This window comes from Bradyrhizobium sp. HKCCYLRH1034 (assembly GCF_051168375.1).
Lineage (GTDB): Bacteria > Pseudomonadota > Alphaproteobacteria > Rhizobiales > Xanthobacteraceae > Bradyrhizobium.
Genome location: NZ_JBNPUW010000002.1, coordinates 207,699 through 230,707 on the forward strand (window position 1 = coordinate 207,699; position 23,009 = coordinate 230,707).

At 66.5% G+C, this 23,009-nt stretch carries 20 protein-coding genes; 9 read left to right on the top strand and 11 right to left on the bottom strand.

Going from position 1 to position 23,009, the window contains the following annotated elements:
• Positions 1–365 precede the first annotated feature (365 nt).
• Positions 366–1,703 carry an MFS transporter gene (locus ACQR0W_RS04810; RefSeq protein WP_315714254.1) on the bottom strand — a complete coding sequence of 446 codons (1,338 nt, stop codon included), beginning with the start codon at positions 1,701–1,703 and terminating at the stop codon, positions 366–368.
• Positions 1,704–2,153: 450 nt separating this feature from the next.
• Between ACQR0W_RS04810 and ACQR0W_RS04815 the strand changes: the two genes are divergently transcribed.
• Both ACQR0W_RS04815 and ACQR0W_RS04820 read left to right on the top strand, forming a co-directional pair.
• The gene (locus ACQR0W_RS04815; protein ID WP_316169252.1) at positions 2,154–3,179 is read left to right on the top strand and encodes a histone deacetylase family protein; all 1,026 of its coding nucleotides are present in this window, start codon (positions 2,154–2,156) and stop codon (positions 3,177–3,179) included.
• A 223-nt stretch (positions 3,180–3,402) separates the two neighbouring features.
• Complete coding sequence (locus ACQR0W_RS04820) at positions 3,403–4,836, top strand: lysophospholipase (protein WP_316169251.1); 1,434 nt, start codon at positions 3,403–3,405, stop codon at positions 4,834–4,836.
• A 13-nt stretch (positions 4,837–4,849) separates the two neighbouring features.
• Here the strand turns inward: ACQR0W_RS04820 and ppsA are convergent, their stop codons facing one another.
• Positions 4,850–7,303 carry a phosphoenolpyruvate synthase gene (ppsA, locus tag ACQR0W_RS04825; RefSeq protein WP_316169250.1) on the bottom strand — a complete coding sequence of 818 codons (2,454 nt, stop codon included), beginning with the start codon at positions 7,301–7,303 and terminating at the stop codon, positions 4,850–4,852.
• A gap of 174 nt (positions 7,304–7,477) precedes the next feature.
• On the opposite strand from ppsA, the gene ACQR0W_RS04830 reads away from it, so the two are divergent.
• A complete protein-coding gene (locus ACQR0W_RS04830) occupies positions 7,478–8,605 on the top strand; it encodes an SbmA/BacA-like family transporter (RefSeq protein ID WP_316169249.1) in 1,128 nt (375 codons plus the stop codon).
• Here ACQR0W_RS04830 and ACQR0W_RS04835 read toward each other — a convergent pair.
• From ACQR0W_RS04835 to ACQR0W_RS04845, 3 genes are read right to left on the bottom strand one after another with little or no spacing between them, the layout of a single operon-like run.
• Positions 8,565–9,503 carry a 1-phosphofructokinase family hexose kinase gene (locus tag ACQR0W_RS04835; protein WP_316169248.1) on the bottom strand — a complete coding sequence of 313 codons (939 nt, stop codon included), beginning with the start codon at positions 9,501–9,503 and terminating at the stop codon, positions 8,565–8,567. The genes ACQR0W_RS04830 and ACQR0W_RS04835 overlap by 41 nt on opposite strands.
• A 6-nt stretch (positions 9,504–9,509) precedes the next feature.
• Positions 9,510–10,490, bottom strand: a complete 981-nt coding sequence (gene glk / locus ACQR0W_RS04840) for a glucokinase (RefSeq protein WP_316169247.1) — start codon at positions 10,488–10,490, stop codon at positions 9,510–9,512.
• A gap of 2 nt (positions 10,491–10,492) precedes the next feature.
• A complete protein-coding gene (locus ACQR0W_RS04845; protein ID WP_315714391.1) occupies positions 10,493–11,845 on the bottom strand; it encodes a GH1 family beta-glucosidase in 1,353 nt (450 codons plus the stop codon).
• Between the two features lie 212 nt (positions 11,846–12,057).
• Here ACQR0W_RS04845 and ACQR0W_RS04850 point away from each other — a divergent pair, with 212 nt between their 5' ends.
• Genes ACQR0W_RS04850 through ACQR0W_RS04870 form a run of 5 tightly spaced genes read left to right on the top strand, consistent with a single transcriptional unit; the run spans position 12,058 to position 17,463 of the window.
• Positions 12,058–13,008, top strand: a complete 951-nt coding sequence (locus ACQR0W_RS04850) for an ABC transporter permease (RefSeq protein WP_315714261.1) — start codon at positions 12,058–12,060, stop codon at positions 13,006–13,008.
• An 8-nt stretch (positions 13,009–13,016) separates the two neighbouring features.
• Complete coding sequence (locus ACQR0W_RS04855; protein ID WP_315714262.1) at positions 13,017–13,883, top strand: ABC transporter permease; 867 nt, start codon at positions 13,017–13,019, stop codon at positions 13,881–13,883.
• Entirely contained in the window at positions 13,880–14,890 is a 1,011-nt protein-coding gene (locus tag ACQR0W_RS04860) for an ABC transporter ATP-binding protein (protein WP_315714263.1), read from the top strand. The genes ACQR0W_RS04855 and ACQR0W_RS04860 overlap by 4 nt, the downstream gene beginning before the upstream one ends.
• A complete protein-coding gene (locus ACQR0W_RS04865) occupies positions 14,887–15,939 on the top strand; it encodes an ABC transporter ATP-binding protein (RefSeq protein ID WP_316169246.1) in 1,053 nt (350 codons plus the stop codon). The genes ACQR0W_RS04860 and ACQR0W_RS04865 overlap by 4 nt, the downstream gene beginning before the upstream one ends.
• A 33-nt stretch (positions 15,940–15,972) precedes the next feature.
• Positions 15,973–17,463 carry an ABC transporter substrate-binding protein gene (locus ACQR0W_RS04870; protein ID WP_316169245.1) on the top strand — a complete coding sequence of 497 codons (1,491 nt, stop codon included), beginning with the start codon at positions 15,973–15,975 and terminating at the stop codon, positions 17,461–17,463.
• Positions 17,464–17,670: 207 nt separating this feature from the next.
• Here ACQR0W_RS04870 and ACQR0W_RS04875 read toward each other — a convergent pair whose 3' ends face one another.
• Together ACQR0W_RS04875 and ACQR0W_RS04880 are read right to left on the bottom strand one after the other, a co-directional pair.
• Positions 17,671–17,832, bottom strand: coding sequence for a hypothetical protein (locus tag ACQR0W_RS04875; protein WP_315714266.1), 162 nt, complete (start codon positions 17,830–17,832; stop codon positions 17,671–17,673).
• Positions 17,833–17,842: 10 nt separating this feature from the next.
• Entirely contained in the window at positions 17,843–18,085 is a 243-nt protein-coding gene (locus tag ACQR0W_RS04880; RefSeq protein ID WP_315714267.1) for a hypothetical protein, read from the bottom strand.
• Between ACQR0W_RS04880 and ACQR0W_RS04885 the strand changes: the two genes are divergently transcribed.
• Positions 18,078–18,971: an NAD(P)/FAD-dependent oxidoreductase gene (locus tag ACQR0W_RS04885; protein WP_315714268.1), complete on the top strand. Its 894-nt coding sequence runs from the start codon at positions 18,078–18,080 to the stop codon at positions 18,969–18,971. The two genes, ACQR0W_RS04880 and ACQR0W_RS04885, sit on opposite strands and share 8 nt — an antisense overlap.
• Before the next feature lie 282 nt (positions 18,972–19,253).
• Here ACQR0W_RS04885 and ACQR0W_RS04890 read toward each other — a convergent pair whose 3' ends face one another.
• The 4 genes from ACQR0W_RS04890 to ACQR0W_RS04905 are packed head-to-tail and all read right to left on the bottom strand — an operon-like array spanning position 19,254 to position 23,009.
• On the bottom strand, positions 19,254–20,111 hold the full coding sequence (locus ACQR0W_RS04890; RefSeq protein WP_316169244.1) for an ABC transporter permease: 858 nt from the start codon (positions 20,109–20,111) through the stop codon (positions 19,254–19,256).
• On the bottom strand, positions 20,108–21,037 hold the full coding sequence (locus tag ACQR0W_RS04895) for an ABC transporter permease (protein ID WP_316169243.1): 930 nt from the start codon (positions 21,035–21,037) through the stop codon (positions 20,108–20,110). The genes ACQR0W_RS04890 and ACQR0W_RS04895 overlap by 4 nt, the downstream gene beginning before the upstream one ends.
• A complete protein-coding gene (locus ACQR0W_RS04900; protein ID WP_316169242.1) occupies positions 21,037–22,029 on the bottom strand; it encodes an ABC transporter ATP-binding protein in 993 nt (330 codons plus the stop codon). Before ACQR0W_RS04900 ends, ACQR0W_RS04895 begins: the two co-directional genes overlap by 1 nt.
• On the bottom strand, positions 22,026–23,009 hold the full coding sequence (locus ACQR0W_RS04905) for an ABC transporter ATP-binding protein (protein ID WP_316169624.1): 984 nt from the start codon (positions 23,007–23,009) through the stop codon (positions 22,026–22,028). The genes ACQR0W_RS04900 and ACQR0W_RS04905 overlap by 4 nt, the downstream gene beginning before the upstream one ends.

The following is a 23,009-nucleotide window of genomic DNA, read 5'->3' on the forward strand; positions in this document are numbered from 1 at the left end:
CTCCGACGAGCCCGGGAATCCGTTCCACCGATGGCAAGAATTGGTGTCGCGGGCCCCGGGATTTGGACTTGTTCATCGGCATTTGGGCTACCCGCCGATAGAAAACAGGGATTCCGAAATAGTGGGTCTAGCGATGTAGCGGACCCCTGCTATCAATGTTCCCCGCGTTCCCTTTTTGCTGGGCTCGACATGTCTGTCCGCTGATCGGCGGGTTGAGATGGTGAGACCGTGTCCGTTTCCACGGGTCCGGGTTGCTTCTGATGGCTGTCGCGCGTCGCCCTGGAATGGCGGCGAGGCGCCGACAAAAAAACGGCGGCCGGGGGGCCGCCGTTGGAGTCGAGACCACGCGACGCTAAGCGTGGTGCTCAGGAGGTTCGGAGCTGGACGCGCTGGATCTTGCCGACGATCAGCAAGTAGGCGCACGCCGCGACCAGGGCGTTGAGGCCGACGAACACCAGCGCGCCGTTGAAGGAGCCGGTGGCCGACAGGATGTAGCCGATCACGATCGGCGTCGTGATGCTGGAGAGGTTGCCGAAGGTGTTGAACAGGCCGCCGGAGACGCCGCCGGCTTCCTTCGGCGAGGTGTCGGAGACGACCGCCCAGCCGAGCGCGCCGATGCCCTTGCCGAAGAACGCCAGCGCCATCAGGCCGACCACCAGCGCCTGGCCGTCGACATAGTTGCAGCCGATGATCGCCATCGACAGCAGCATGCCGCCGACAATCGGGATCTTGCGGGCGAGCGTCAGCGATCCCGTCTTGCGCAGGATGGCGTCGGAGATGAAACCGCCGAGCACGCCGCCGATGAAGCCGCACAGCGCCGGCAGGGTGGCGACGAAGCCGGCCTGCAGGATCGAGAGGCCGCGCTCCTTGACGAGATAGACCGGGAACCAGGTCAGGAAGAAATAGGTCAGCGTGTTGATGCAGTACTGGCCGATATAGACGCCGAGCATCATGCGGTTCGACAGCAACTGCCCGATATGCGACCAGGTCGGACCACCGGAGCTGGCCTTGGCGTCTTTCGCGCCTTCCATGTCGACCAGCGCGCCGCCGTCCTTGATGTAGTCGAGCTCGGCCTGGTTGACGCTCGCGTGCTCCTTCGGTCCGTACATGGTCCTGATCCACATTAGGCCCATGAGAATGCCGAGCGCGCCCATCACGGTGAAGACGTGGCGCCAGCCGAATTCATGCGCGATCCAGCCCATCAGCGGTGCGAAGATCACTGTCGCGAAATACTGGCCCGAGTTGAAGAACGCCGACGCCGTGCCGCGCTCGTTGCTCGGAAACCAGGCGGCGACGATGCGGGCATTGGCCGGGAAGCTCGGCGCTTCGGCGAGACCGACCAGGAAGCGCAGCGCGAACAGCGCGGTGACCGCGGCGGCGCCGGAGAAGAAGCCGATCCAGCCCTGCATCATGGTGAAGATCGACCAGATCACGATGCTGCAGGCATAGACCCAGCGCGAACCGAAGCGGTCGAGCAGCCAGCCGCCCGGCACCTGCGCGAGCACATAGGACCAGCCGAAGGCGGAGAACACATAGCCCATCGCGACGGGATCGAGATGCAGCTCCTTGGACAGCGAAGGTCCTGCGATCGACAAGGTCGCCCGGTCGGCGTAGTTCACGGTCGTGACCAGGAACAGCATGGTCACGATGAATAGCCGCACGCGCGATCGGCGCAATTCGGCCGTGGTTACGATTGCGCTCATGCGCTCCACCTCTCTTGTCACGTTCCTCGATGACTGTCCTAGAGGAGAGGGAGGGCCGGGGTCCAAACCGAAGCCTGTATCGATCGATCCAAATTTTGGATCAATCCCGGGGTCTCCATGCCGGACAAAGGCGCTCTTTCCTGAGCAGCCGCGGCGTGCGACGCATGAGCCGATCAGGCTTGCACGTCGAGGTTTTGCAGATTTCGTCGCGCATTCCGACGGCCGTCGCGGCAATCGCCAGCATGCGGATCTCTCCTCACGTCCACCGCGCTTCGCGCCAGATCGCCCGGATCCCGGCGAACCCGCTGCCGGCAAGATGCGAGGCGCAGCGTTCCGTTCCGCCGGTTGGAAGCTGCGGGCACGGACCAACGGACGTGCGAACCATCTGTGCTTGTATCGGCTGCGACTGCGTGCACAATCGTCGGCACAAGCGAACAGGAGCCACTGCGCGTGAAGGCCGTCTACACCGAGCTGCATCGCAGCCATGATCCGCAATTCTATCTGGTGCGCGGCGTCGTCAAGCGCACCACCGAGCAGCCCGAGCGGGCGGATCGTCTGCTTGCGGGATTGAAGGCCGGCCATCACGAGCTGGTGGCGCCGCTTCATTTCGGCCAGGACGCCCGCGCGCGCGTGCACAGTCCGGAATACCTCAGTTTCCTGGAAGAGGCATGGGACGCTTGGGCCGCGCTCGGCGATGCCGGTGCGGAGATGATCCCGAACATCCATCCCGTTCGCAATGCCGCCACCTATCCGACGCACATCGTCGGGCGGCTGGGCTGGCACACGACCGATACCTCGGCGCCGATCGGGCCGGGGACGTGGGAAGGCGCCTGCGCCGCGACCGACGTGGCTGCGACCGCGGCGCAACTGCTGCTCGATGGCGAGGATGCGGTGTACGCGCTGTGCCGGCCGCCGGGCCACCATGCCTATCGAGACATGGCCTCGGGCTTCTGCTTCTTGAACAACTCCGCCATCGCGGCCGCGCATCTGCGTCAGCGCTACGAGCGCGTCGCCATCCTCGACGTCGACGTCCATCACGGCAACGGCACGCAGGGCATCTTCTACGAGCGGCCCGACGTGCTCACCATCTCGATCCACGCCGACCCCACGCATTACTACCCGTTCGTCTGGGGCTATGCGCATGAGCGTGGCGCAGGCGCGGGGCTTGGCGCCAACCTCAACATTCCGCTGCCGCTGAAGAGCGGCGACGACACCTATCTCAAGGCGTTCGAGACCGCGGCCAAGACGATTCATGCGTTCGCGCCCGGCGCGCTCGTGGTGGCGCTCGGTCTCGATGCCTCCGAGCACGATCCGCTCAAGGGGCTCTCCGTGACGACGCCGGGTTTCCGTCGCATCGGCGGCGCGATCGCGCGGCTCGGCCTTCCCACGGTGTTCGTGCAGGAGGGCGGCTATCTCTCGGACATTCTTGGGCAGAACCTGACCGCAGTGCTCGGAGGTTTCGAGGCCGCGCGGTAGGCCATCATCTCTTCCTCGCGATCTCTTCCTGGTGTGTGCCCAGAACGCCATCGCAAATCATTCGCATGGCGGCATCTGACGTGTGGAGGCGAGCCGCGACGCGACCACTCGAGGCTCGACGGTGCAGGCGACCGTCGAAACATCCGGCTCCAAATGCTGCACCATTTAGCAAGTGCTAGGCTTTGTGAACTACCCTCGGCTGTAGGCGGCTCGGAGGGACGTGATGAAGCGGCGAATGATCGGCCTGGAGACCCTGGTCACGGGATCCGAAGAGGCGTTGGCTCCGCCGAAGTCCAAGCCGACCGGGCCGGAGCTCGGCTCTGCAGCCTCGGCCGGCCGGCCATCCCGCCGAAGGCTGCTGGCCTCAGCCGGCCTTGGCTTCGGCGCTGCGGCATTGTCGTTCTCCGCCGGCCCGGCTGTCGCGCAGCCACGTGACGGCGCAAGCCTCGGCCAGCCGGTGCGCGTCAGCAAGGATCGGCTCGATGCGCTCGCAGCGAAGCTCCACGCCGTCTTCAATGAGCACAATATCTTGCCGCCATTCTCGGCCGACAAGCACGGGGCGCGGGTCGACGTCGAACTGCGTCGGCTGACGACCTACACGCGCATTCCCGGCACCGGTGAGCGCGTCAAGGTCAGCGGCCTGCTCGCGCTGCCCGCCGATCACAAGGGCGCACTGCCGGTCGTGTCGTGGCAGCACGGCACCATCCTGTCGTTCGACCAGGTCCCGTCCAATCTCGTCAAGCTGGCCGATCCGAACTACGAGCCGCGCGACAATGTCGATTCGATCGAGACGCTGTTCAACGTCCAGCGCCTTGTCGGCAACGGCTTTGCGTTGATCGCGGCCGACTATCTCGGCAAGGGACCGTATCGCCAGGGGCGAGGCGAGGCCTATGCGGTGAAGGACGCGACCGTGCAGTGCTGCCTGGACGTGCTGAGCGCGGGTCTGCTCGCACTCGATCATCTCCGCCTGCGAAAGTCCGGGCTGTTCCTGAACGGCTGGTCGCAGGGTGCCTTGAACACGCAATGGCTGCGCCAGGAACTGCAGCGGCGGCGCGTCGCGGTGGCGGCGAGCGCCACGCAGAGTCCGTTCAACAATCTTGCGGATTCGATGCGCTATTGGGTGTCGGCCCAACCGGGCAGCGCGTCGACCGACAGCACCTATCCGAAGCAGCCGATCTGGATAACGCCCTGCGTCATCGTCCTCCTGGGCAGCTATCGCCAGTATTACCGGCTCGGCGACCTGTTCAAGACTGCGATCAAGCCGCAGCACCTCGCGCTGGCCGAGAAATACTGGGCCGACTACAGCATGGACGAGGCGTTCAGCAAGTCGGTGCCGCAGCCCTCGGACCTGCTGGTCGACGGCTTCTTCGAGCGCTTCACCCACGAGACCAACAGCCGCTTCCTCCGTCGTCTGGCCGGCAATAGCTCGACCTATTGGGACTATGACGCCCCGATGCGGTTCTATTACGGTCTTCTCGACGAGGCGCTGCCGCCGAGCCTCGTCAAGATGCCGCTGGCGGCCGACGGCCGCTTTGCGCAAGGCATCGCGGTCACCGGCGCCAGCCATCGCGGCACGTTCCTGGCAAGCCTGTATGGCGGCGGCGACGTCACCGGCGGCGCTTCGACCGTGCTGGACTTCTTCAAGGCCAGCTCTTGAGCTTCGGCCATGATCAGCTCGCCAGCGCCTGCGGCGTGCGCGAGGCGAGCTCCCGCTCAGCGGTACGGACGATCTCCATGGTGCGCACGATGCTCGCCGGATTGACGCTGATCGAATCGATGCCGAGTTCGGCCAGATAGCGCGCGACTTCCGGATAGTTTGCCGGCGCCTCGCCGCAGATGCCGACATGGCGATGGTTGCGGTGCGCGCCCTCCACCGCCATCCGCAGCATCGCCAGCAGGCCGGGATCGCGCTCGTCGAAATCGAACGCGACGATGTCGGAGTCGCGGTCGACGCCGAGCGTGAGCTGGGTGAGATCGTTGGAGCCGATCGAGAAGCCGTCGAAATGTTTGGCGAACTCATCGATCAGGATCACGTTGTTCGGGATCTCGCACATCATGTAGATTTCGAGCCCGTTTTCGCCTCTGACGAGGCCATGCCCGGCCATCGCCGCGATCACCTTGCGTGCCTCCTCGACCCGGCGGCAGAACGGGATCATGATCTTCAGATTGGAGAGCCCCATCGTGTCGCGCACGCGCTTCATCGCCGCGCATTCCAGCGCGAAACCGGCGGCGTAGGCGGGATGCGCATAGCGCGAGGCGCCGCGGAAGCCGAGCATGGGGTTCTCTTCCTTCGGCTCGAAATCGGAGCCGCCGATCAGGCTGGCATATTCGTTGGTCTTGAAGTCCGAGAGGCGCACGATCACCGGCCGCGGGTGGAATGCCGCGGCGATGGTGCCGACGCCTTCCGACAGCCGCTCGACGAAGAAGTCGGCGGGCTTCTTGTAGCGCGCGGTCAGGCGCTTGATCGTCGCGCGGTCCTTTGCCGCGGTCACCTTTGCGGGCGTCGCCAGCGCCATCGGGTGGATGCCGATCGCCTGGTTGATGATGAACTCCATGCGGGCGAGGCCGACGCCATCGTTCGGCAGCAGCGCGGTCTTGAAGGCCAGTTCGGGATTGCCGAGATTGACCATGATCTCGGTGCGCGGCTTCTCCAATCTGTCGATCGCCAGGCGCTCGACATCGAACGGCAGTGCGCCGTCGTAGACATGGCCGGCGTCGCCCTCCGCGCAGCAGACAGTGACCGTCGTTCCGGTCTTCGCGCGCTTGCTGAAATCCTCCGTGCCGACCACGGCCGGCACGCCGAGCTCGCGAGCGACGATCGCGGCATGGCAGGTGCGGCCGCCATGATCGGTGACGATCGCCGCCGCGGTCTTCATCACCGGCTCCCAGTCCGGACTGGTCGACGCGGCGACCAGCACCTCGCCGGGGCGGAACGCGTTCAGATCCTTGGGAGTGCGGATCAAGCGGATCTTGCCGGTGGCGATCTTTTCGCCCACGGCGCGGCCGGTTGCCAGCGTTCTGCCGGTCTTCTTCAGAACGTAGGTCTCGATCGCCTCGGGCCGCCGCTGCGAGGCCACCGTCTCCGGCCGCGCCTGGATGATGTAGAGCGCACCGTCGCGACCGTCCTTGGCCCATTCGATGTCCATCGGCGTCGGCCTGCCGGCCTTCTGCGAGTAGTGCTCCTCGACTACGATGGTGGCCTGCGCGAGCTCCAGCACGTCGGCATCGCTGATGCAGAATTTCGCCCTGTCAGCCGGCGGCGTCGCCTCGGTGCGCGTCGTCGGGCCACGGCTGCGCGCGCCGGCCTTTGCGCTGGCTTTGGCATAGACCATCCGCTTGTCCTTGGCGCCGAGCCGGCGCGACAGCACGCTGCGGAAGCCGGCCGCGAAGGTCGGCTTGTGGACGTAGAACTCGTCCGGATCGACCGTGCCCTGCACGATGGTCTCGCCGAGGCCGTAGACCCCGGTGATGAAGGCGACGTCGCGAAAGCCGCTCTCGGTGTCCAACGAGAACATCACGCCGCTCGCGGCGCGGTCCGAGCGTACCATCTTCATCACGGCCACCGACAGCGCGACCTTGTCGTGGTCGAAGCCGTTGTCGATGCGGTAGGAGATCGCGCGGTCCGTATAGAGCGAGGCGAAGCAGCGGCGGCACGCCTCGAACAGGTCCTTGGCGCCGCGAATGTTGAGAAAGCTCTCGTGCTGGCCTGCGAAGCTCGCATTCGGCAGGTCCTCGGCGGTGGCCGAGCTGCGCACGGCAACCGCGACGCCGCGGCCATACTCCTGCTCCAGCTGCTTGTAAGCCTCTGCGACCTCGTGGCGTAGATCGTCACGGTCGGTCGCCGCGAACACGATCGCGCGCGCCTTCGCCGCGCGTTTGGCGAGATCGGCGATGCGGCGCTTGTCGAGGCCGGCGAGCAGCTTGCGCAGCGCGTCGTCGGCGCCGGTCGCGCGCAAGGCGTCGCGATAGGCGGCGGCCGTCAGTGCGAAGCCGTTGGGTACGCGCACGCCTTGCGACGCCAGCGCCGAATACAGCTCTCCGAGCGAGGCCGTCTTGCCGCCGACGCCGGGCACGTCCTCGATACGAAGGTCCTTGAACCAGCGGATGTAGCCGGGTGCCGTCATCGGTGATCTCCCGCATCGCAGCGCGAACTTCAGTTTGTCGCGGCGGGCGGCGACTGCCTTGCGCAAGATCAAGCAAGGCGCTCCGCGAGCCCCTTAAATCGCGGGATGACAACGGTTCCACCATAGGCGAGGATGTTTGTTAAGACCCATCAATCGTACCCATCCGGATCACCAATGATCTCCGACGACGAGAACGAGGACGGCAATCGCGAATGGTCGCGGTTCTGGCTCACGGCGCGGCAATTCTGGCTCGGATCGACGGCATGGCGGGTCTGGCTGCTCTGCGTCGCCCTGATCGTCCTCGTGGTGCTTCAGCTCTACGTGCAATTTCGGTTCAATTACTGGAACAGGGATTTCTTCGACGCATTGGAGGGCCGCGATCCGACGCGGCTGCGGCAGCAGGCCGTTCTGCTCATTCCGCTTTGTCTGGCGAGCGTCGTGCTGGCGATCGTCTCGGTGTGGGGCCGCATGGTGATGCAACGCAACTGGCGGCAATGGTTGAGCGCCAAGGTGATCAACTACTGGGTCGAGAACGATCGCTATGCGCGGCTCGCGACGGTGCAGGGCGATCTGAAGATTCCGGAGTATCGTATTGCCGAGGATGTCCGCATCGCCACCGATGCACCGATCGACTTCGTGGTCAGTGTGATCTCCTCGCTGCTGACGGCGGTCGTGTTCGTCCAGGTGCTGTGGCAGGTCGGCGGATCCATCGGCTTTGCCGTGGCCGGGCACCAATTGTGGATTCCAGGCTACCTGGTGGTCAGCGTCGTCATCTATTCCGGGCTGGTGACCGGGGCCATGCTGTGGGTCGGTTCGCCACTCACGCGCGTCATTCAGACCAAGAACCAGGCCGAGTCGGAGCTGATCACCGCAGCCCATCACTTGCGCGACATCGGCGAAGGCATCGCGCCCAAGCAGGAAGAACGCAGCGTCGTTGCCGGGCTGTGGATGGCGCTCGACCGCACGATCCAGCAATGGAAGCGGCTGTGCTGGCAGCTGATGCGCAACACCCTGGTGTCTCATCTGAATACGCTGCTCGCGCCGATCATCGGCCTCGTGCTGTGCGCGCCGAAGTTCCTCGGCGATCAGATGACCCTGGGCGAACTCACCCAGGCAGCCGCTGCGTTCACGCTGGTGCAGGGGTCGTTCAATTGGATGGTGGACAATTTCAACCGCCTCGCCGAGTGGATGTCGTCGCTGGAGCGCGTCGGCGGGTTGCTGCTCTCGCTCGATCGGCTCAACGGTGATGCGGCGGGCGATGTCACGCCGTCTCGAGCCGCACGTCAGCCTGCAGACGGCTGACGTCGGCGGGATCGGACAGCGCGGTGCCGGTGCGCAGCAGCGCCGCGGCACCTGCGGCGACCGCAAAGCGAAACGCGTCGTCCAGCAACTCGCCCGCGGCGAGCTTCGCGACCAATGCGCCGAGAAAACTGTCACCGGCGCCGACCGCATTGACCGGCACCATCGTCAGCGGCTGAGCGCGCAGCACGCGGTCGCGGGTGACCAGCAGGGCGCCGAGATGACCCATGGTCAGCGCGACGGTGCCGGCCTTGCCGCTCGCGACCAGCGCGTGGGCGGCTTTCTCCCACGCCGTGGCATCGGGCAGCGGGCCGCCGACCAGCTCTTGCATCTCGTGCAGCGACGGCTTCATCAGGTCGATGCCGCCGGCTACCGCCGCGGCCAAAGCTGGCCCCGAGGTGTCGAGCACGAATTGCGCGCCGCGTGACCGTGCAAGCGTCGCAACGCGCGCATAGAAGTCGGTCGGCACGCCGCGCGGCAGGCTGCCGCTGCCGACGACGAAGCGGGGAAACGGATCCTGGGCTGCGAGCAAGGCAAGGCCGGCCTGCCATTCGGCCTCGGTCAGCGTCGGACCCGGCAGGATGAAGCGATAGGGCTGGCCGCTGACGCGCTCCTGGACGAAGAAGTCCTCGCGCGTGTCCTCGGCCGTCGCCCAGGTGCGGCTGGCGACGCCTTCCTTCTCGACGAGTTGCTTCAGCAGCAGGCCGGTCGGACCGCCGACCGGATAGAGCGCGGTGACGTCGCCGCCGAGGCGGGCGATGACACGGGCGACGTTGATGCCGCCGCCGCCGGGATCTCGCTGTTGCGTCGTGCCGCGCAGCTTGGCCACCGGCACGATTTTCTCGACGGTCGTCGAGATGTCGACGGCCGGGTTCGGCGTGATCGTGACGATGTCGCTCATTCGATCTCAGTGGGTCGGGGAGCCGCCGCTCGCGGTGATGCCGGCCTCGAAGAACGATTTGAGACCGAGGAAGCTGATGTCGGGCTTGATAACGAGATGAACCGGGATCGGACGCAGATAGCTGTCATAGCGCCCCTTGCCCTCGAACTGCCGGCGGAAATCGGATCTGGCAAAGTAGTCCGGAAACCGCGGCGGGATGCCGCCGGCGATGTAGACACCGCCGCGGGCGCAGAAGGTGAGCGCGAGGTTGCCGGCGACGGCGCCGAGCCAGGCGCAGAACATGTCGAGAGTCGCGCGGCTGGTGGCGCAACTGCCGTCCAGCGCGGCGTGAGTGATCGCTGCGGCATCGCGCGGCGGCACCGTGACCCCGTCGACCGCGGCAATGGCCTGATAGACGTTCGCAAGGCCCATGCCCGACAGCGCACGCTCGATCGAGACATGGCCGAAGCGCTCGCGCATCTTGGCGAGCACGGCGGCCTCGCGCGCCGTCGTCGCCGGCAGCGTGGCATGGCCGGCCTCGGTCACGGCAACCGTGGGACGGCCTTCTGCCGGGAGATAGCACGCGGCGCCGAAGCCGGTGCCGGGGCCGATCACCAGCATCGGCGCGCCGTCGACCGCGGCGCTTCCGCCAAGCGGAAACAGGTCGTCGGGATGCAGCACCGGCAGCGACCAGCCGACCGCCTCGAAATCGTTCAGGAGCTTGGCCGAGCGCAGCTTGAACCGCTCCGCCAGCTCGGCGCCGTCGATCACCCAGGTCGAGTTGGTGAGCATGCCGCGATTGCGCTCGATCGGGCCGGCGATGTCGAGCACGGCCGCGGTGGGCGGGCCGCCGGCGGCGTGTCGCAACAGGAAGTCGGTGATCGCGTCCGTGATGGTCGGGAAGTCGGCGACCTTGAGATGCGCGACCTCGCCGATGACGTGGCCGTCAAGCAGCGCGAACCGCGCATTGGTGCCGCCGATGTCGCCCAGAAGAACGCGTTCGCTCATCCTCACTCTTCCGCCCGGTTGTGCCGCCCGGCGGGATCGTCGGATACCCGGTGAGCGGCAATCATGTTCGAATACCACCGCGCCGACGCCTTGGGAATGCGGCGCTGGGTGGCGCGATCGACATAGACAATGCCGAAGCGCTGCGAATAGCCCGCTCCCCATTCAAAATTATCCAGGAGCGACCAGACGAAATAGCCGCGCACGTCGGCGCCCGCCGCGATCGCCTGTTCCATCGCGGTCGTATAGGCCTTGAGATAGCCGATCCTGCCGTCGTCCTGGATGCAGCCGGATGCATCGACGGTGTCATTGGCCGCCGTTCCGTTCTCCAGCACGTAGATCGGAAGCCGGAACCGGCTGTGGATGTCCAGGAGCGTATCGCGGAACGCCTCGGGCACGACGGGCCAGCCGATTGCGCTGCGCGGCACTGCCGCGGGAGGCGCTCCGAAGCTGGCGCCCATCAGGTTGCTGCCCGCCTTGATGTAATGCGGCGAATAGTGATTGAGCCCGAACCAGTCGACGGGGCGGGCGATCTGCGCCATGTCGCCGGGTGCGATATAGGGCGCGACGGCGTCCTGGAGCTCCGGCGGGTAGCAGGCAAAGGCCTGCGGAAACGGGAAGGCATCGTTCCAATAGGCGGCGAGCCGCAAGGCGGCCGCGGCGTCCTCCGCACTGTCGCTCGCAGGGTAGCAGGGCTGCCGATTGTGGATGGCGCCGATCGAGGCGCCGGCCACGTCCCTGCGCAGCACGTCGACGGCGCGGCCGTGGCTGAGATTGACGTGATGAATGGCCTTGTGCAGGGCCGCTCCGTCGGCGATCCCCGGCGCGTGCCAGCCGAGGCCGTAGCCGAACAGCGTGAACACGCAGGGCTCGTTGAAGGTGGCGAAGCGCTTGACCCGGTCGCCATAGCGCCGCGCGACCAGCGCGGCATAGTCGGCGAACCAGCCGACGATGTCGCGGTTCTGCCAGCCGCCGAGCGCCTCCAGCGCCTGCGGCAGGTCCCAGTGGTAGAGACAGAGCCACGGCTCTATCTCAGCGGCAAGCAGGGCGTCGATGAGGCGGTCGTAGAAGGCGAGGCCGGCTTCGTTGGCCGCGCCGCGGCCTTGCGGTAGCAGCCGCGGCCAGGCGATCGAGAACCGATAGGCATTGAGGCCGAGATCGCGCATCAGCGCCACGTCCTCCGCGTAGCGATGATAGTGATCGCAGGCGGTCTCGGCGGTGTCGTTGTGGCTCACCCGGCCGGGGGCGCGCAGATAGACATCCCAGATGCTGTCGGCGCGGCCGTCGAGGTGCGCCGCGCCCTCGATCTGGAAGGCCGAGGTCGAGGCGCCCCAGAGAAAGCTCGGACGGATGGTCATGATCGAGATGGGCCCTTGCGTTGTTGCGATCAGCCGCATGATGGCGGTCGCCGGCGCTCCGCCGTTGACCGGGATCAAGCCGGCGATACCCCGGCGGATGCGGTGTGTGAAGGTGCCTCCGCCCGGCAATGGCAATCATGCAGGCAACGGGCTTGCATCGGAGCCGAAAGCTGTGGAACGTGCGGCCGCCGAAAACTGGAGTCCCGGCGCGAATGAGCGTTTTTCTGCTGCGGCGCTTCCTGACCTTGCTGGCGACCCTCGTCGGCGCGTCACTGATCATATTCCTGGTGCTCGACGCGCTGCCGGGCAATGCCGCCCAGATGCTGATGGGCGCGGATGCCTCGCCGGATGCGGTCAGGGCGCTGACCGTCAAGCTCGGGCTGGATCAGCCGCTGGCGTTGCGTTACCTGCACTGGATCGGCGGCCTGCTGAGCGGCGATCTCGGCAACAGCTACGCCTATGGCACGCCGGTGGCCGAACTGATCCGCGAGCGGCTGGCGATGACCATTCCGCTCGCGATCCTGGCCATGGGGCTCACGACCGTGCTGGCGCTCACGGCCGGCATCTACACGGCCGCCAATCACAACCGTCTCGGCGATGTCGGCGTCATGTCGCTGACCCAGATCGGCATCGCCTTGCCGAACTTCTGGTTCGCGATCCTGCTGATCCTCCTGTTTGCGGTGAAGCTGCAATGGCTGTCGGCCGGCGGCTTTCCCGGCTGGGAGGACGGCATCTGGCCGGGTCTGCGCGCGCTGCTGTTGCCGGCTGTGGCGCTGGCAGTGGTGCAGGCCGCGATCCTGGCGCGGGTGACGCGCTCGGCCGTGCTCGACGTTCTGCGCGAGGATTTCGTCCGCACCGCGCGCGCCAAGGGCCTGACGAAGCGCGAGGTGCTGTGGCAGCACGTGCTGCGCAACGCCATGATCCCGGTGCTCACCGTGATGGGGCTGCAATTCGCCAACCTGCTCGCCGGCACCATCGTGATCGAGAACGTGTTCTATCTCCCGGGCCTGGGGCGCCTCATCTTCCAGTCGATCGCCAATCGCGACCTGATCGTGGTGCGCAACTGCGTGATGCTGCTGGCGGCCATGGTGATCATCGTCAACTTCGTGGTCGATGTCCTGTATGCGGTGATCGATCCGCGCATCAAGGTGCACGAGCTGTGAGTTCCGCCGTGGTCGTTCAAACGGGCGCTGCGCCTGCGTCCAACGCGTTCTGGCGCCGCGCGCTGCGCCATCGCAGCTTCACGGTCGGCGCGCTGCTCTGTCTGCTGGTGCTCGGCGCCGCGCTGCTGTCGCTGCTCTGGACGCCATGGTCGGCCTATGAGATCGATGTCGCGTCCAAATTGCGGCCGCCATCAGCAGCGCATTGGCTGGGCACCGACGTGCTCGGCCGCGACATCGTCTCGCTATTGCTGGTGGGTGCGCGCGCGACCATTCTGGTCGGCATCATCGCCGTCGGCATCGGTCTCACCTGCGGCGTCTGCCTTGGCCTGGTCGCAGCCGCGCAGCGCGGCTGGACCGAGGAACTGATCATGCGCTTCAGCGACTTCACCTTCGCCTTTCCCGCGGTGCTGTCGGCGATCATGCTGGCGGCGGTGATCGGGCCGGGCATGGTGACGTCGATCACCGCGATCGGCATCTTCCAGATCCCGGTGTTCGTGCGCGTCACCCGCGGCTCCGCCGGTGCGGTCTGGGCGCGCGAGTTCATCCTGGCTGCGCGCGCCGCCGGCAAGGGCCGCTTCCGCATCACCATCGAGCACGTGCTGCCGAACATCTTGTCGATTCTGATCGTGCAGGCGACGATCCAGTTCGCGCTGGCGATCCTGGCGGAAGCGGCGCTGTCCTATCTGGGCCTCGGCACGCAGCCGCCGCAGCCGTCCTGGGGACGCATGCTGAACGATGCGCAGACCCTGTTGTTCCAGTCGCCGAGCCTCGCCGTGTATCCCGGTGCCGCCATCGCGCTCGCGGTGCTCGGCCTCAACCTGCTCGGCGACGGCCTGCGCGATCTGCTCGACCCACGGCTGGCGAGGCAGCGATGACGGTAGGCGATCAGCCTCTGCTCGATGTGTCGGGTCTCGGCATCCGCCTCAATACCAGCCGCGGCTCGGCGCAAGCCGTGCGCGAGGTCTCCTTCACGCTCCGGCGCGGCGAGACGCTCGGCATCGTCGGCGAGTCCGGTTGCGGCAAGTCGATCACGGCGCTCGCTCTGCTTGGCCTTCTGCCTGACAGCGCCGTCGTCAGCGGCAGCATCACGCTCGATGGCCGCGAGCTGGTCGGTCTCGGTGATGCCGATTACTGCAAGCTGCGCGGCAACCGCATCAGCATGATCTTCCAGGAGCCGATGACCGCGCTCAACCCGATGCATACGATCGGTCATCAGGTGGCCGAGCCGCTGCTGCGGCATATCGGCTGCACGGCGACCGAGGCGAAACGACAGGCGATCGCGCTCCTCGACCGCGTCGGTCTGCCGGATCCCGCCCGACGCTACGGCGCCTATCCGCACCAGTTCTCCGGCGGCCAGCGCCAGCGCATCACCATCGCGATGGCGCTCGCCTGCAAGCCCGACGTGCTGATCGCCGACGAGCCGACCACTGCGCTCGACGTCACCATCCAGCGTCAGATCCTCGATCTCATCGCCGATCTGGTCGCCGAGCGCGGCATGGCGATGATCTTGATCTCGCATGATCTTGGCGTCATCGCCGAGAACGTCCAGCGCATGATCGTGATGTATGGCGGCACGGTGGTCGAGAGCGGCACCACGGACGCCGTGTTCTCGCGCATGGGGCATCCCTACACGCAGGGCCTGTTCCGCGCGCGGCCGCGGCTCGGGGCCCGCAAGGGCACGCGCCTTGCGACCATCGCCGGTACCGTGCCGGAGCTCGCCGATCTGCCGGCCGGTTGTCCGTTCGCAGACCGCTGCGGGCTGGCGATCGACGCCTGTCGCACGGCGCTGCCGCCGTCGATCGAGATCGGCGCCGGGCACGGCGTCCGGTGCATCCGGACCGGCGTCGCGCTCGCGTGTGATCCGGCGGGAGTGGTCGCTTGAGTACCGCCGCGCAAGGAGTTGCAGAGACGCCGCTGCTCGAGGTCAGGGATCTCGTACAGCGCTACACGCTGCCGCGAGAGAGTCTGCTGCGGCCGCCCGGCGAGGTGCTCGCGCTGAACGGCGTGTCGCTGTCGTTGAAGGCGGGCAAGAGCCTCGGCATCGTCGGCGAGTCCGGCTCTGGCAAGTCGACCCTGGCGCGGCTGATCATGGCGCTGGAGCGGCCGTCAGCGGGATCGGTGCTGATGGTGGGCCGCGATCTCAACCGCCTCCCGGTGGATGAGCTGCGGCGGGCGCGCCGCGATTTCCAGATGGTATTTCAGGATCCCTACGGATCACTCGATCCGCGCCAGACCATTGCGCGCATCGTCGCCGAGCCGCTGACGGCTCTCGAACACCCGGATCGCGATTCTCTCCGCAGGCGCGTCGCGAGCGTGCTGCGGCAGGTCGGATTGCGCGATGCCGACATCGACAAATATCCGCATGAATTTTCCGGGGGGCAGCGCCAGCGCATCGCGATCGCGCGGGCCCTGATCACCCAGCCGAAGCTGATCGTCGCCGACGAGCCGGTGTCGGCGCTGGATGTTTCCGTGCAGGCGCAGGTTCTCAACCTGATGCAGGATCTGCAGGAGCAGTTCGGCCTGAGCTACGTGCTGATCAGTCATGATCTCGCGGTCGTCGACTATCTCTGCGACGAGGTTGCGGTGATGTATCTCGGCCGCATCGTCGAGCGCGGGCGGCCGGAGGACTTGTTCGGAAGTTGCGCGCATCCCTACACGCGGGCGCTCCTCGACGCCGTGCCGCGGGCCCAGGCCGGCGCGGTCCGGCGCCGTCGCGAGAGCGTTGCGATCGCTTCGCAATCCCTCGGCGCGGCCGGATGCGCCTACGTGCCGCGCTGTCCGCTCGCCGATGCCCGGTGCCGCGCGACGGCCCCCGCGTTGCGAGCGCTCACCGGACAGCATTCCGCTGCCTGCCATCGGGCGGAAAGCGTAATGGCGCTGCCGGCGCTCGTCGCAACGGAACTGCAGCCACTTGTCTCGAAGCCGCTTTGACGCGTAATTTGGCTTCCTCAGGGAGAAACAACAATGTTCAAGAAACTATCGATCATCGCCATGGCCGCGCTCGTTGCGGCCGTCGCGCCGGCTCTCGCGCAGAGCAAGAAGGATAGCGTCGTTGTCGGCATGACCTTGGAGCCGCCGGGGCTCGATCCGACCAGCGCGGCCGCGGCGGCCATCGCCGAGGTGACGCTCTACAACGTCTATGAGACGCTGACCAAGATCAACGAGGACGGCTCGGTCTCGCCGCTGCTGGCCTTGAGCTGGCAGGCCTCGTCCGATCTGAAGAGCTACACGTTCAAGCTCGCCAAGGGCGTGAAATTCCAGAACGGCGAGGCGTTCGATTCCGCCGCGGTGAAGTTCTCGTTCGAGCGCGCCGGCGCCGCCAACAGCACCAACAAGGACAAGGCGCTGTTCCAGGCGATGGAGTCCGTGACGGCTCCCGACGCGGAGACCATCGTCGTCAAGCTGAAATATTCTGAGCCCAACCTGCCGTTCCTGCTCGGACAGGCCACCGCCTCGATCGTCGAGCCGAAGAGCGCGCCGACCAACGCGACGCAGCCGGTCGGTACTGGACCGTACACGCTGGGTAGCTGGGCCAAGGGCTCGTCCCTGACCTTGAACAAATGGCCCGACTATCGCAACGCCGCAGCCGTGAAGCTGTCCAAGGTGACGATCCGCTTCATCTCCGATCCGGCGGCGCAGGTCGCTGCGCTGTTGTCGGGTGACGTCGATGCCTTCCCGCGCGGCACCACGGCGCGCACCATCGCGCAGTTCAAGTCCGACCCGCGCTTCACCGTGCTGATCGGCGGCTCAAAGGCGAAGACGATCGTCACCATCAACAACAAGAAGAAGCCGCTCGACGACGTCCGCGTCCGCCGCGCGATCCTTGCCGCGATCGATCGCAAGGCGATGGTCGAAGGCGCCGTCGACGGCCTGGGTACGCCGATCGGCAGCTTCTACGTGCCGGGCTCGCTCGGCTATGTCGACACCACCGACATCAATCCCTACGATCCGGAGAAGGCCAAGAAGCTGCTCGCCGAAGCCGGCGTGAGCACGCCGCTGCAACTGTCGCTGCGGCTGCCGCCGCCGGCCTATGCGCGCCAGGGCGGCGAGGTGCTCGCGGCTCAATTGGCCAAGGTCGGCATCGTCGCCAAGATCGAGAATCTCGAATGGGCGGCGTGGCTGTCACAGGTCTTCAACGGACCGCATGATTTCGACCTGACCATCGTCTCGCATGTCGAGCCGTTCGATCTCGTGAAGTTCACCGACAAGAATTACTACTTCGGCTATCAGTCCGAGGCCTTCGACAAGCTCTACCAGTCGATTGTCGATACGCCGAACGAGACCGAGCGCGCCAAGCTGCTCGGCGATGCCCAGCGCATGCTGGCGACCGATGCCGCTGCGGGCTTCCTGTTCCAGCCGCAGTGGATCACAATCATCAACAAGAAGCTCAAGGGTGTCTGGAAGGACGTGCCGCAGTTCGAGAATGATTTCTCGAGCTGGTCGTGGGAAGGATGACGACCCCGCTTCGCGCGGCTTTGCGGTGACACTGCAGAATACAGCGCCCTCTCCCCTTGTGGGAGAGGGCATCGCAAGCCTGTCCGCAAACTCTGTCCTACTTGCCTCCCACAAGGGGAGAGGGCGCAATAACGACCGCCGCGCTGTCTGGTCGAACGCAATACTTCAACTTGAGCGCTGAGGTGAGCCCCACGATCCCTTGCCCAATCAGTTCGGCCAATCGATCGGCGTGAAGCGCAACTGCCGCCGCCGCATCTCGGCCTGGAGCTCCTGCGCATACTGCTTGGCCCGATCGCCGATCAAACGGTAGGGGCCCCCGATCCGGCTGTCGGCGGCCACCTGCTTTCGGACACTTTCGTAGTACGCCATCAAGCTTTCATCAGTCGAATTTACAAATCGCATCCACGCGCCCTCGCAACAAATCCCCTCGCTGCCAAGTTTGCACGGCTTTTCCGCCGCGGCAGTGACATAGGTTAACGTCCCTCAGTGGCAAAAGTTCCACTTGTGTTCCAGAGAGTTCCGGGTCGATTTCATCGACACGTTTGCCGAAATGTTTTCCGCGCGAGAACTTTCTGCTCCGATGCAGCTTGAGCCAGGACTGGAGCAGGGCGGCAATGCGCACCGAAGTCCTCGTCATAGGCGGCGGGCCAGCTGGACTGATGGCCGCGATTTACCTGGCCCGGTTCCGGCGTGGGGTCGTGGTCGTCGATGGCGGCGCATCGCGGGCAGCGCTGATTCCGCGGAGCCACAACCTGCCGGGGTTCCCGAACGGCATGCCCGGAAGCGAGCTGCTCGCACGAATGCAGCGGCAGGTCGAGGAACTTCACGTTCCTATCGTCCGGAGGACGGTGAGCGCTCTCGAGACGCATGACGGAGATCTGGTCGCGACTCACGAGCGCGGTGCGGTCGCGGCACAGCGCGTCATCCTCGCGACGGGTATCGTCGACAAGCAGACGTCGCTCGCCGATTGGAGAGCGGCGGTCCGTGACGGCGAGCTGCGCTATTGTCCGGTCTGCGACGGCTTTGAAACCATCGACCACAAGATCGCCATCGTGGGCGCGCTCGGTCACGCCGCTGGCAAGGCGCTGTTCATGCGCGTCTACAGTTCGGACGTCACCTTGATCCCGATCGATGATGAGCAGGATGCGGCGAAGCGGCAGGAGCTCGCCGCCGCCGGCGTTCGGGTGACGCCACAACTTCATGCGTTGCAGCGCCAAGACGGTGCGATCGAGGCGTCATTCGTCGACGGCAGCAGCGAACGGTTCGAGATCGTGTATCCTGCGATGGGCGCCGATGTTCGCTCCGAGCTCGCCATCAAGCTCGGCGCGCGGCATACATCCGATGGCTTTCTCGAGGTCGATGCCAAGCAGCGCTGCGGCGTCGCGGGACTCTATGGCATCGGCGACGTCGTCACCGACCTGCATCAGATCGCGGTGGCATTTGGCCATGCCGCGGTCGCCGCCTGTCACGCGCATCATTCATTGCCGATGCGTCATGCGGAAGCGTAGCGGCAAGGCAGCATCGAATTGATCGCAATCTGAAGTCGCGATATCATATGTAAGTGCCGTTTACGTTGATGTGTCGGACCATGATTCATGGACAGAAGATCGGCGTGCATGACTGCGGCATTGAGCTGTCGCGAGGAGGCCGAACGCGATCCGGCTCGCCGCGATCAGTGGTTGCAGCAGGCGTCGAGATGGATGGCGCTGGCGGGCGAGCAAGCGGGGAATGCCCAGATCATCTGCGAGCATAGTGCCGCGGCGAGTCACGAGGCTCGCCGCTGATCGAGGCTATTGCAGCGTCGGATCGAGCCGGTCGCGCAGCCAGTCGCCGATCACCGAGACGGCGAGCGTCGTCACCACGATGGTGATCGCCGGTGCCAGCATGATCCATGGTGCGCGCGTCAGATATTCGCGGCCATAGCCGACCATGTTGCCAAGGCTCGTCATCGGCGGCTGCACGCCGAGGCCGAGGAAGGAGAGACCGGACTCCAGCAGGATGACTTCGGGAAACACCAGCGTCATCGACACGATGAGGGTCGAGGCGATGTTCGGCAAGATGTGCCTGAGATAGACGCGCTGCGGCGTTGCGCCGAGCTGTCGGACGGCGGCGGCATAGCCTTGTGCATTGGCGGAGATGGCGAGGCCGCGCGCGATGCGCGCATAGCGCTCCCAGCCGAACAGGCCCATCAACCCGATCAAGAGCGGCAGCGAGTTGCCGAAGAAGGCGAGCACGGCGAGCGCCAGAATCAGGAACGGCATGCTGGCCTGGAAGTCCGCCAGCATCAGCACGGCCTGCTCGACCAGGCCGCGGAAATGCGCGGCGAGAAAGCCGAGCGTGGTGCCGGCGATGGCGGAGATCGCGGTCGCGCCGAACGCGATCAAGAGCGAAATCCGGATCGACACGATCAGACGCGACAGCACGTCGCGACCGAGCTCGTCGGTGCCGAGCCAATGCGCCGGGTTGCCCGGCAGCGACAGGCGATTGCGCAGATCGAATTTGGTGAAGCCATGCGGCGCGAGCTGATCGGCGAAGATCGCCAGCAGCAGCATCGCGACGATCCAGCCGACTGCGATGGTCACGGAGACGGGAATGTTCGGCCAGCACAGCCGCCGCGCGGCAGGCGATTTCAATGCAAGGTCGGTCATGCCTCGGCTCCCTTGCTACGCAGCCGCGGATCCAGCAGGCCGTAGAGGAAATCCACCATCAGGTTCGACGTGACCATGGTCATCGCCACCAGCAGCAGGATGCATTGCACGACCGCGAGGTCGCGGTTGGCGACGGCGACGACCAGGAGACGGCCGACGCCGGGCCAGGAGAACACGCTCTCGACGACGACCGCGCCGGCGATCAGGCTGCCGACCATGAAGCCGAGAATGGTGACGGTGGGGATCGCCGCGTTGGGCAGCGCGTGATCCGTGATCACCCGGCGCCACGGCACGCCCTTGGCCGACGCCGTTCTGATGTAGGGCTGGCCGAGAATTTCCAGCATGGCGCTGCGCGTGAACCGCGCCAGCACCGCGGCGCCGCCGAAGCCGAGCGTCACGATCGGCAGGATGGCGTGCCGCCACGAGTCCTGTCCGCCCGACGGCAGCCAGCCGAGCTGCACGGCGAAGATCAGCACCAGGATCAGGGCCAGCACGAAGCTCGGCACCGTGAAGCCCGCCACCGCCGTGATCATCACGGCGCGGTCGATCGCCGATCCGCGGTGCAGCGCGGCGTAGATGCCGGCGGGAATGCCGAGCAGCACTTTCAGCAGGAACGCCGGAATGGTCAGCGCCAAGGTCGCGGGGATGCGCTCAATGACGAGCTGGATCGCGGGCCGGCCGTCGCGCATCGAGCGTCCGAGCTCGCCCTGGCCGATCGCCTTGAAGTAGTCGAGATACTGCATCCAGATCGGATGATCGAGACCCCACGCCTTGCGGAAGGCGGCGATGACCTCGGGCGGCGCCTCGGGCCCCATGATCATCAGCGCGGGATCGCCCGACAGCCGCAGCACGATGAAGGCAAAGGTGACGACGAGCGCGATGGTCAGCAGCGCGCGCGCCAGGCGGATGGCGAGATAGCGCAGCATCACGCGGCGACCTCGGTCTGCGACTGCGGCCCCGAAGCGAGATGACAGGCCACCTGGCGCTGCCGATCCAGCGCGGTGAGCGCGGGCACCTCGTTGGCGCAGCGGGCGGTCGCGTGGCTGCAGCGCGGGTGGAAGGCACAGCCGGCGGGGCGCGCCGCCGGATTCGGTGGGTCGCCCGTCAGTACGATGCGGCTGGTGCTGCGGCGTCCCGGAGCAGGGGAAGCGGACACCAGCGCCTGCGTGTAGGGATGTTGCGGCCGCGCGAACAGGTCGTCGGCATCGCCATATTCGACGATGCGGCCGAGATACATCACGGCCACCTTGCTGCTGATCTGCCGGACGACGCGCAGATCATGGCTGATGAACAGCATCGTCAGACCGAGCCGGGCCTGGAGATCGACCAGCAGGTTCACCACCTGCGCCTGGATCGAGACGTCGAGCGCGCTGACCGGTTCGTCGCAGACGAGGAAGTCGGGCTTGGTCGCGAGCGCACGGGCGAGCACGATGCGCTGGCGCTGACCGCCCGACAGCGCGCCGGGATAGCGGGCGCCATGGCCGTCGTTGAGATCGACAGCCTGGAGCAGCTCATGCACGCGCGCGTCGCGCTCGGCGGCCGTGCCGATGTCGTGGATGTCGAGCGGCTCGCGGATCTGCGCGGCAACGGGAAGTCGTCGATCGAGCGCGCCGAGCGGATCCTGGAAGATCATCTGCATGCGCGCGCGCTGGGCGCGCCACGCCGCCGAGCCTGGCGCTGCGATCGGGGCGCCGTCGAAGCGCACACTGCCGCGGTCGGGCGGCTCGAGACCGAGCACCATGCGGCCGGTGGTGGACTTGCCGGAGCCGGACTCGCCGACGATGCCGAGCGTCTCGCCCTTTTGGATCGAGAAGCTCAGGCCGTCGACGGCGTGGACGGATGCGGCGCGCCCGAACAGGCCGGTCCTCATCCGATAGGTGCGCGAGATCGCCTGGACCTCGACCAGCGGCGCTGTCATTCGGCGGCGAGCTCCATCGGCAGGCGCTGCGGCCGCAGGCAGGCCACCGCGCGGTCCGGCTCCACCGGCTCGACCGCCGCCAGTGGCGGCACGCCGGCATGGCAGCCGTCGCCGGCAAACGTGCAGCGCGGCGCGAAGGCGCAGCCGCTGGGCAGTGCGCGCGGATCAGGCACTGTTCCGGGAATGGCCTGCAGCCGCCGCCTGATGCCATCGAGCGGCGGCAGCGCGCCGATCAGGCCCTGCGCATAAGGGTGCCAGGGATCATCGAACAGCCGCGCCGCGGGCGCGCGCTCGACGATGCGGCCGGCATACATCACGCAGACGCGGTCGCAATTCTCCGCGACGACGCCGAGGTCATGGCTGATCAGGACCATCGCCATGTTGAACTCGCGCCGGATGGCCGACAGCAGATCGAGGATCTGCGCCTGGATGGTGGCGTCGAGCGCGGTGGTGGGCTCGTCGGCGATCAGCAGCTCGGGCTGTCCGGCCAGTGCCATTGCGATCATGATGCGCTGGACTTGGCCGCCGGAGAACTCGTGCGGATAGGCGGACAGCCGGCGTGCCGCATCGGGGATGCCGACGAGATCGAGCAGCCTGAGCGCCTCGGCCCGCGCAGCCTCGCCGCGCAGCCCGCGATGCAGCGCGAGGCTTTCGCACAACTGGCGCCGGATCGTGAGCACCGGATTGAGCGCGCTGGCGGGATCCTGGAAGATCATCGCGATGCGGCGGCCGCGCACCTGGTCGAGCACCTTGCCGTCAGCGCCGAGCAGCTCGCGGCCTTCGAGCCTGGCCGAGCCTGATACTTTCGCCTTGCCGGGCAGGAGACCCAGCGCCGCGAGCCACGTCACCGACTTGCCGGATCCGGACTCGCCGACGAGGCCGATGGCCTCGCCCCTACCGATGTCAAGATCGATGCCGTGCAGCACGGGCGTGCCGTCGAAGGCGACCTTCAGTTCGGAGATGCTGACCAGCGGCGCCAC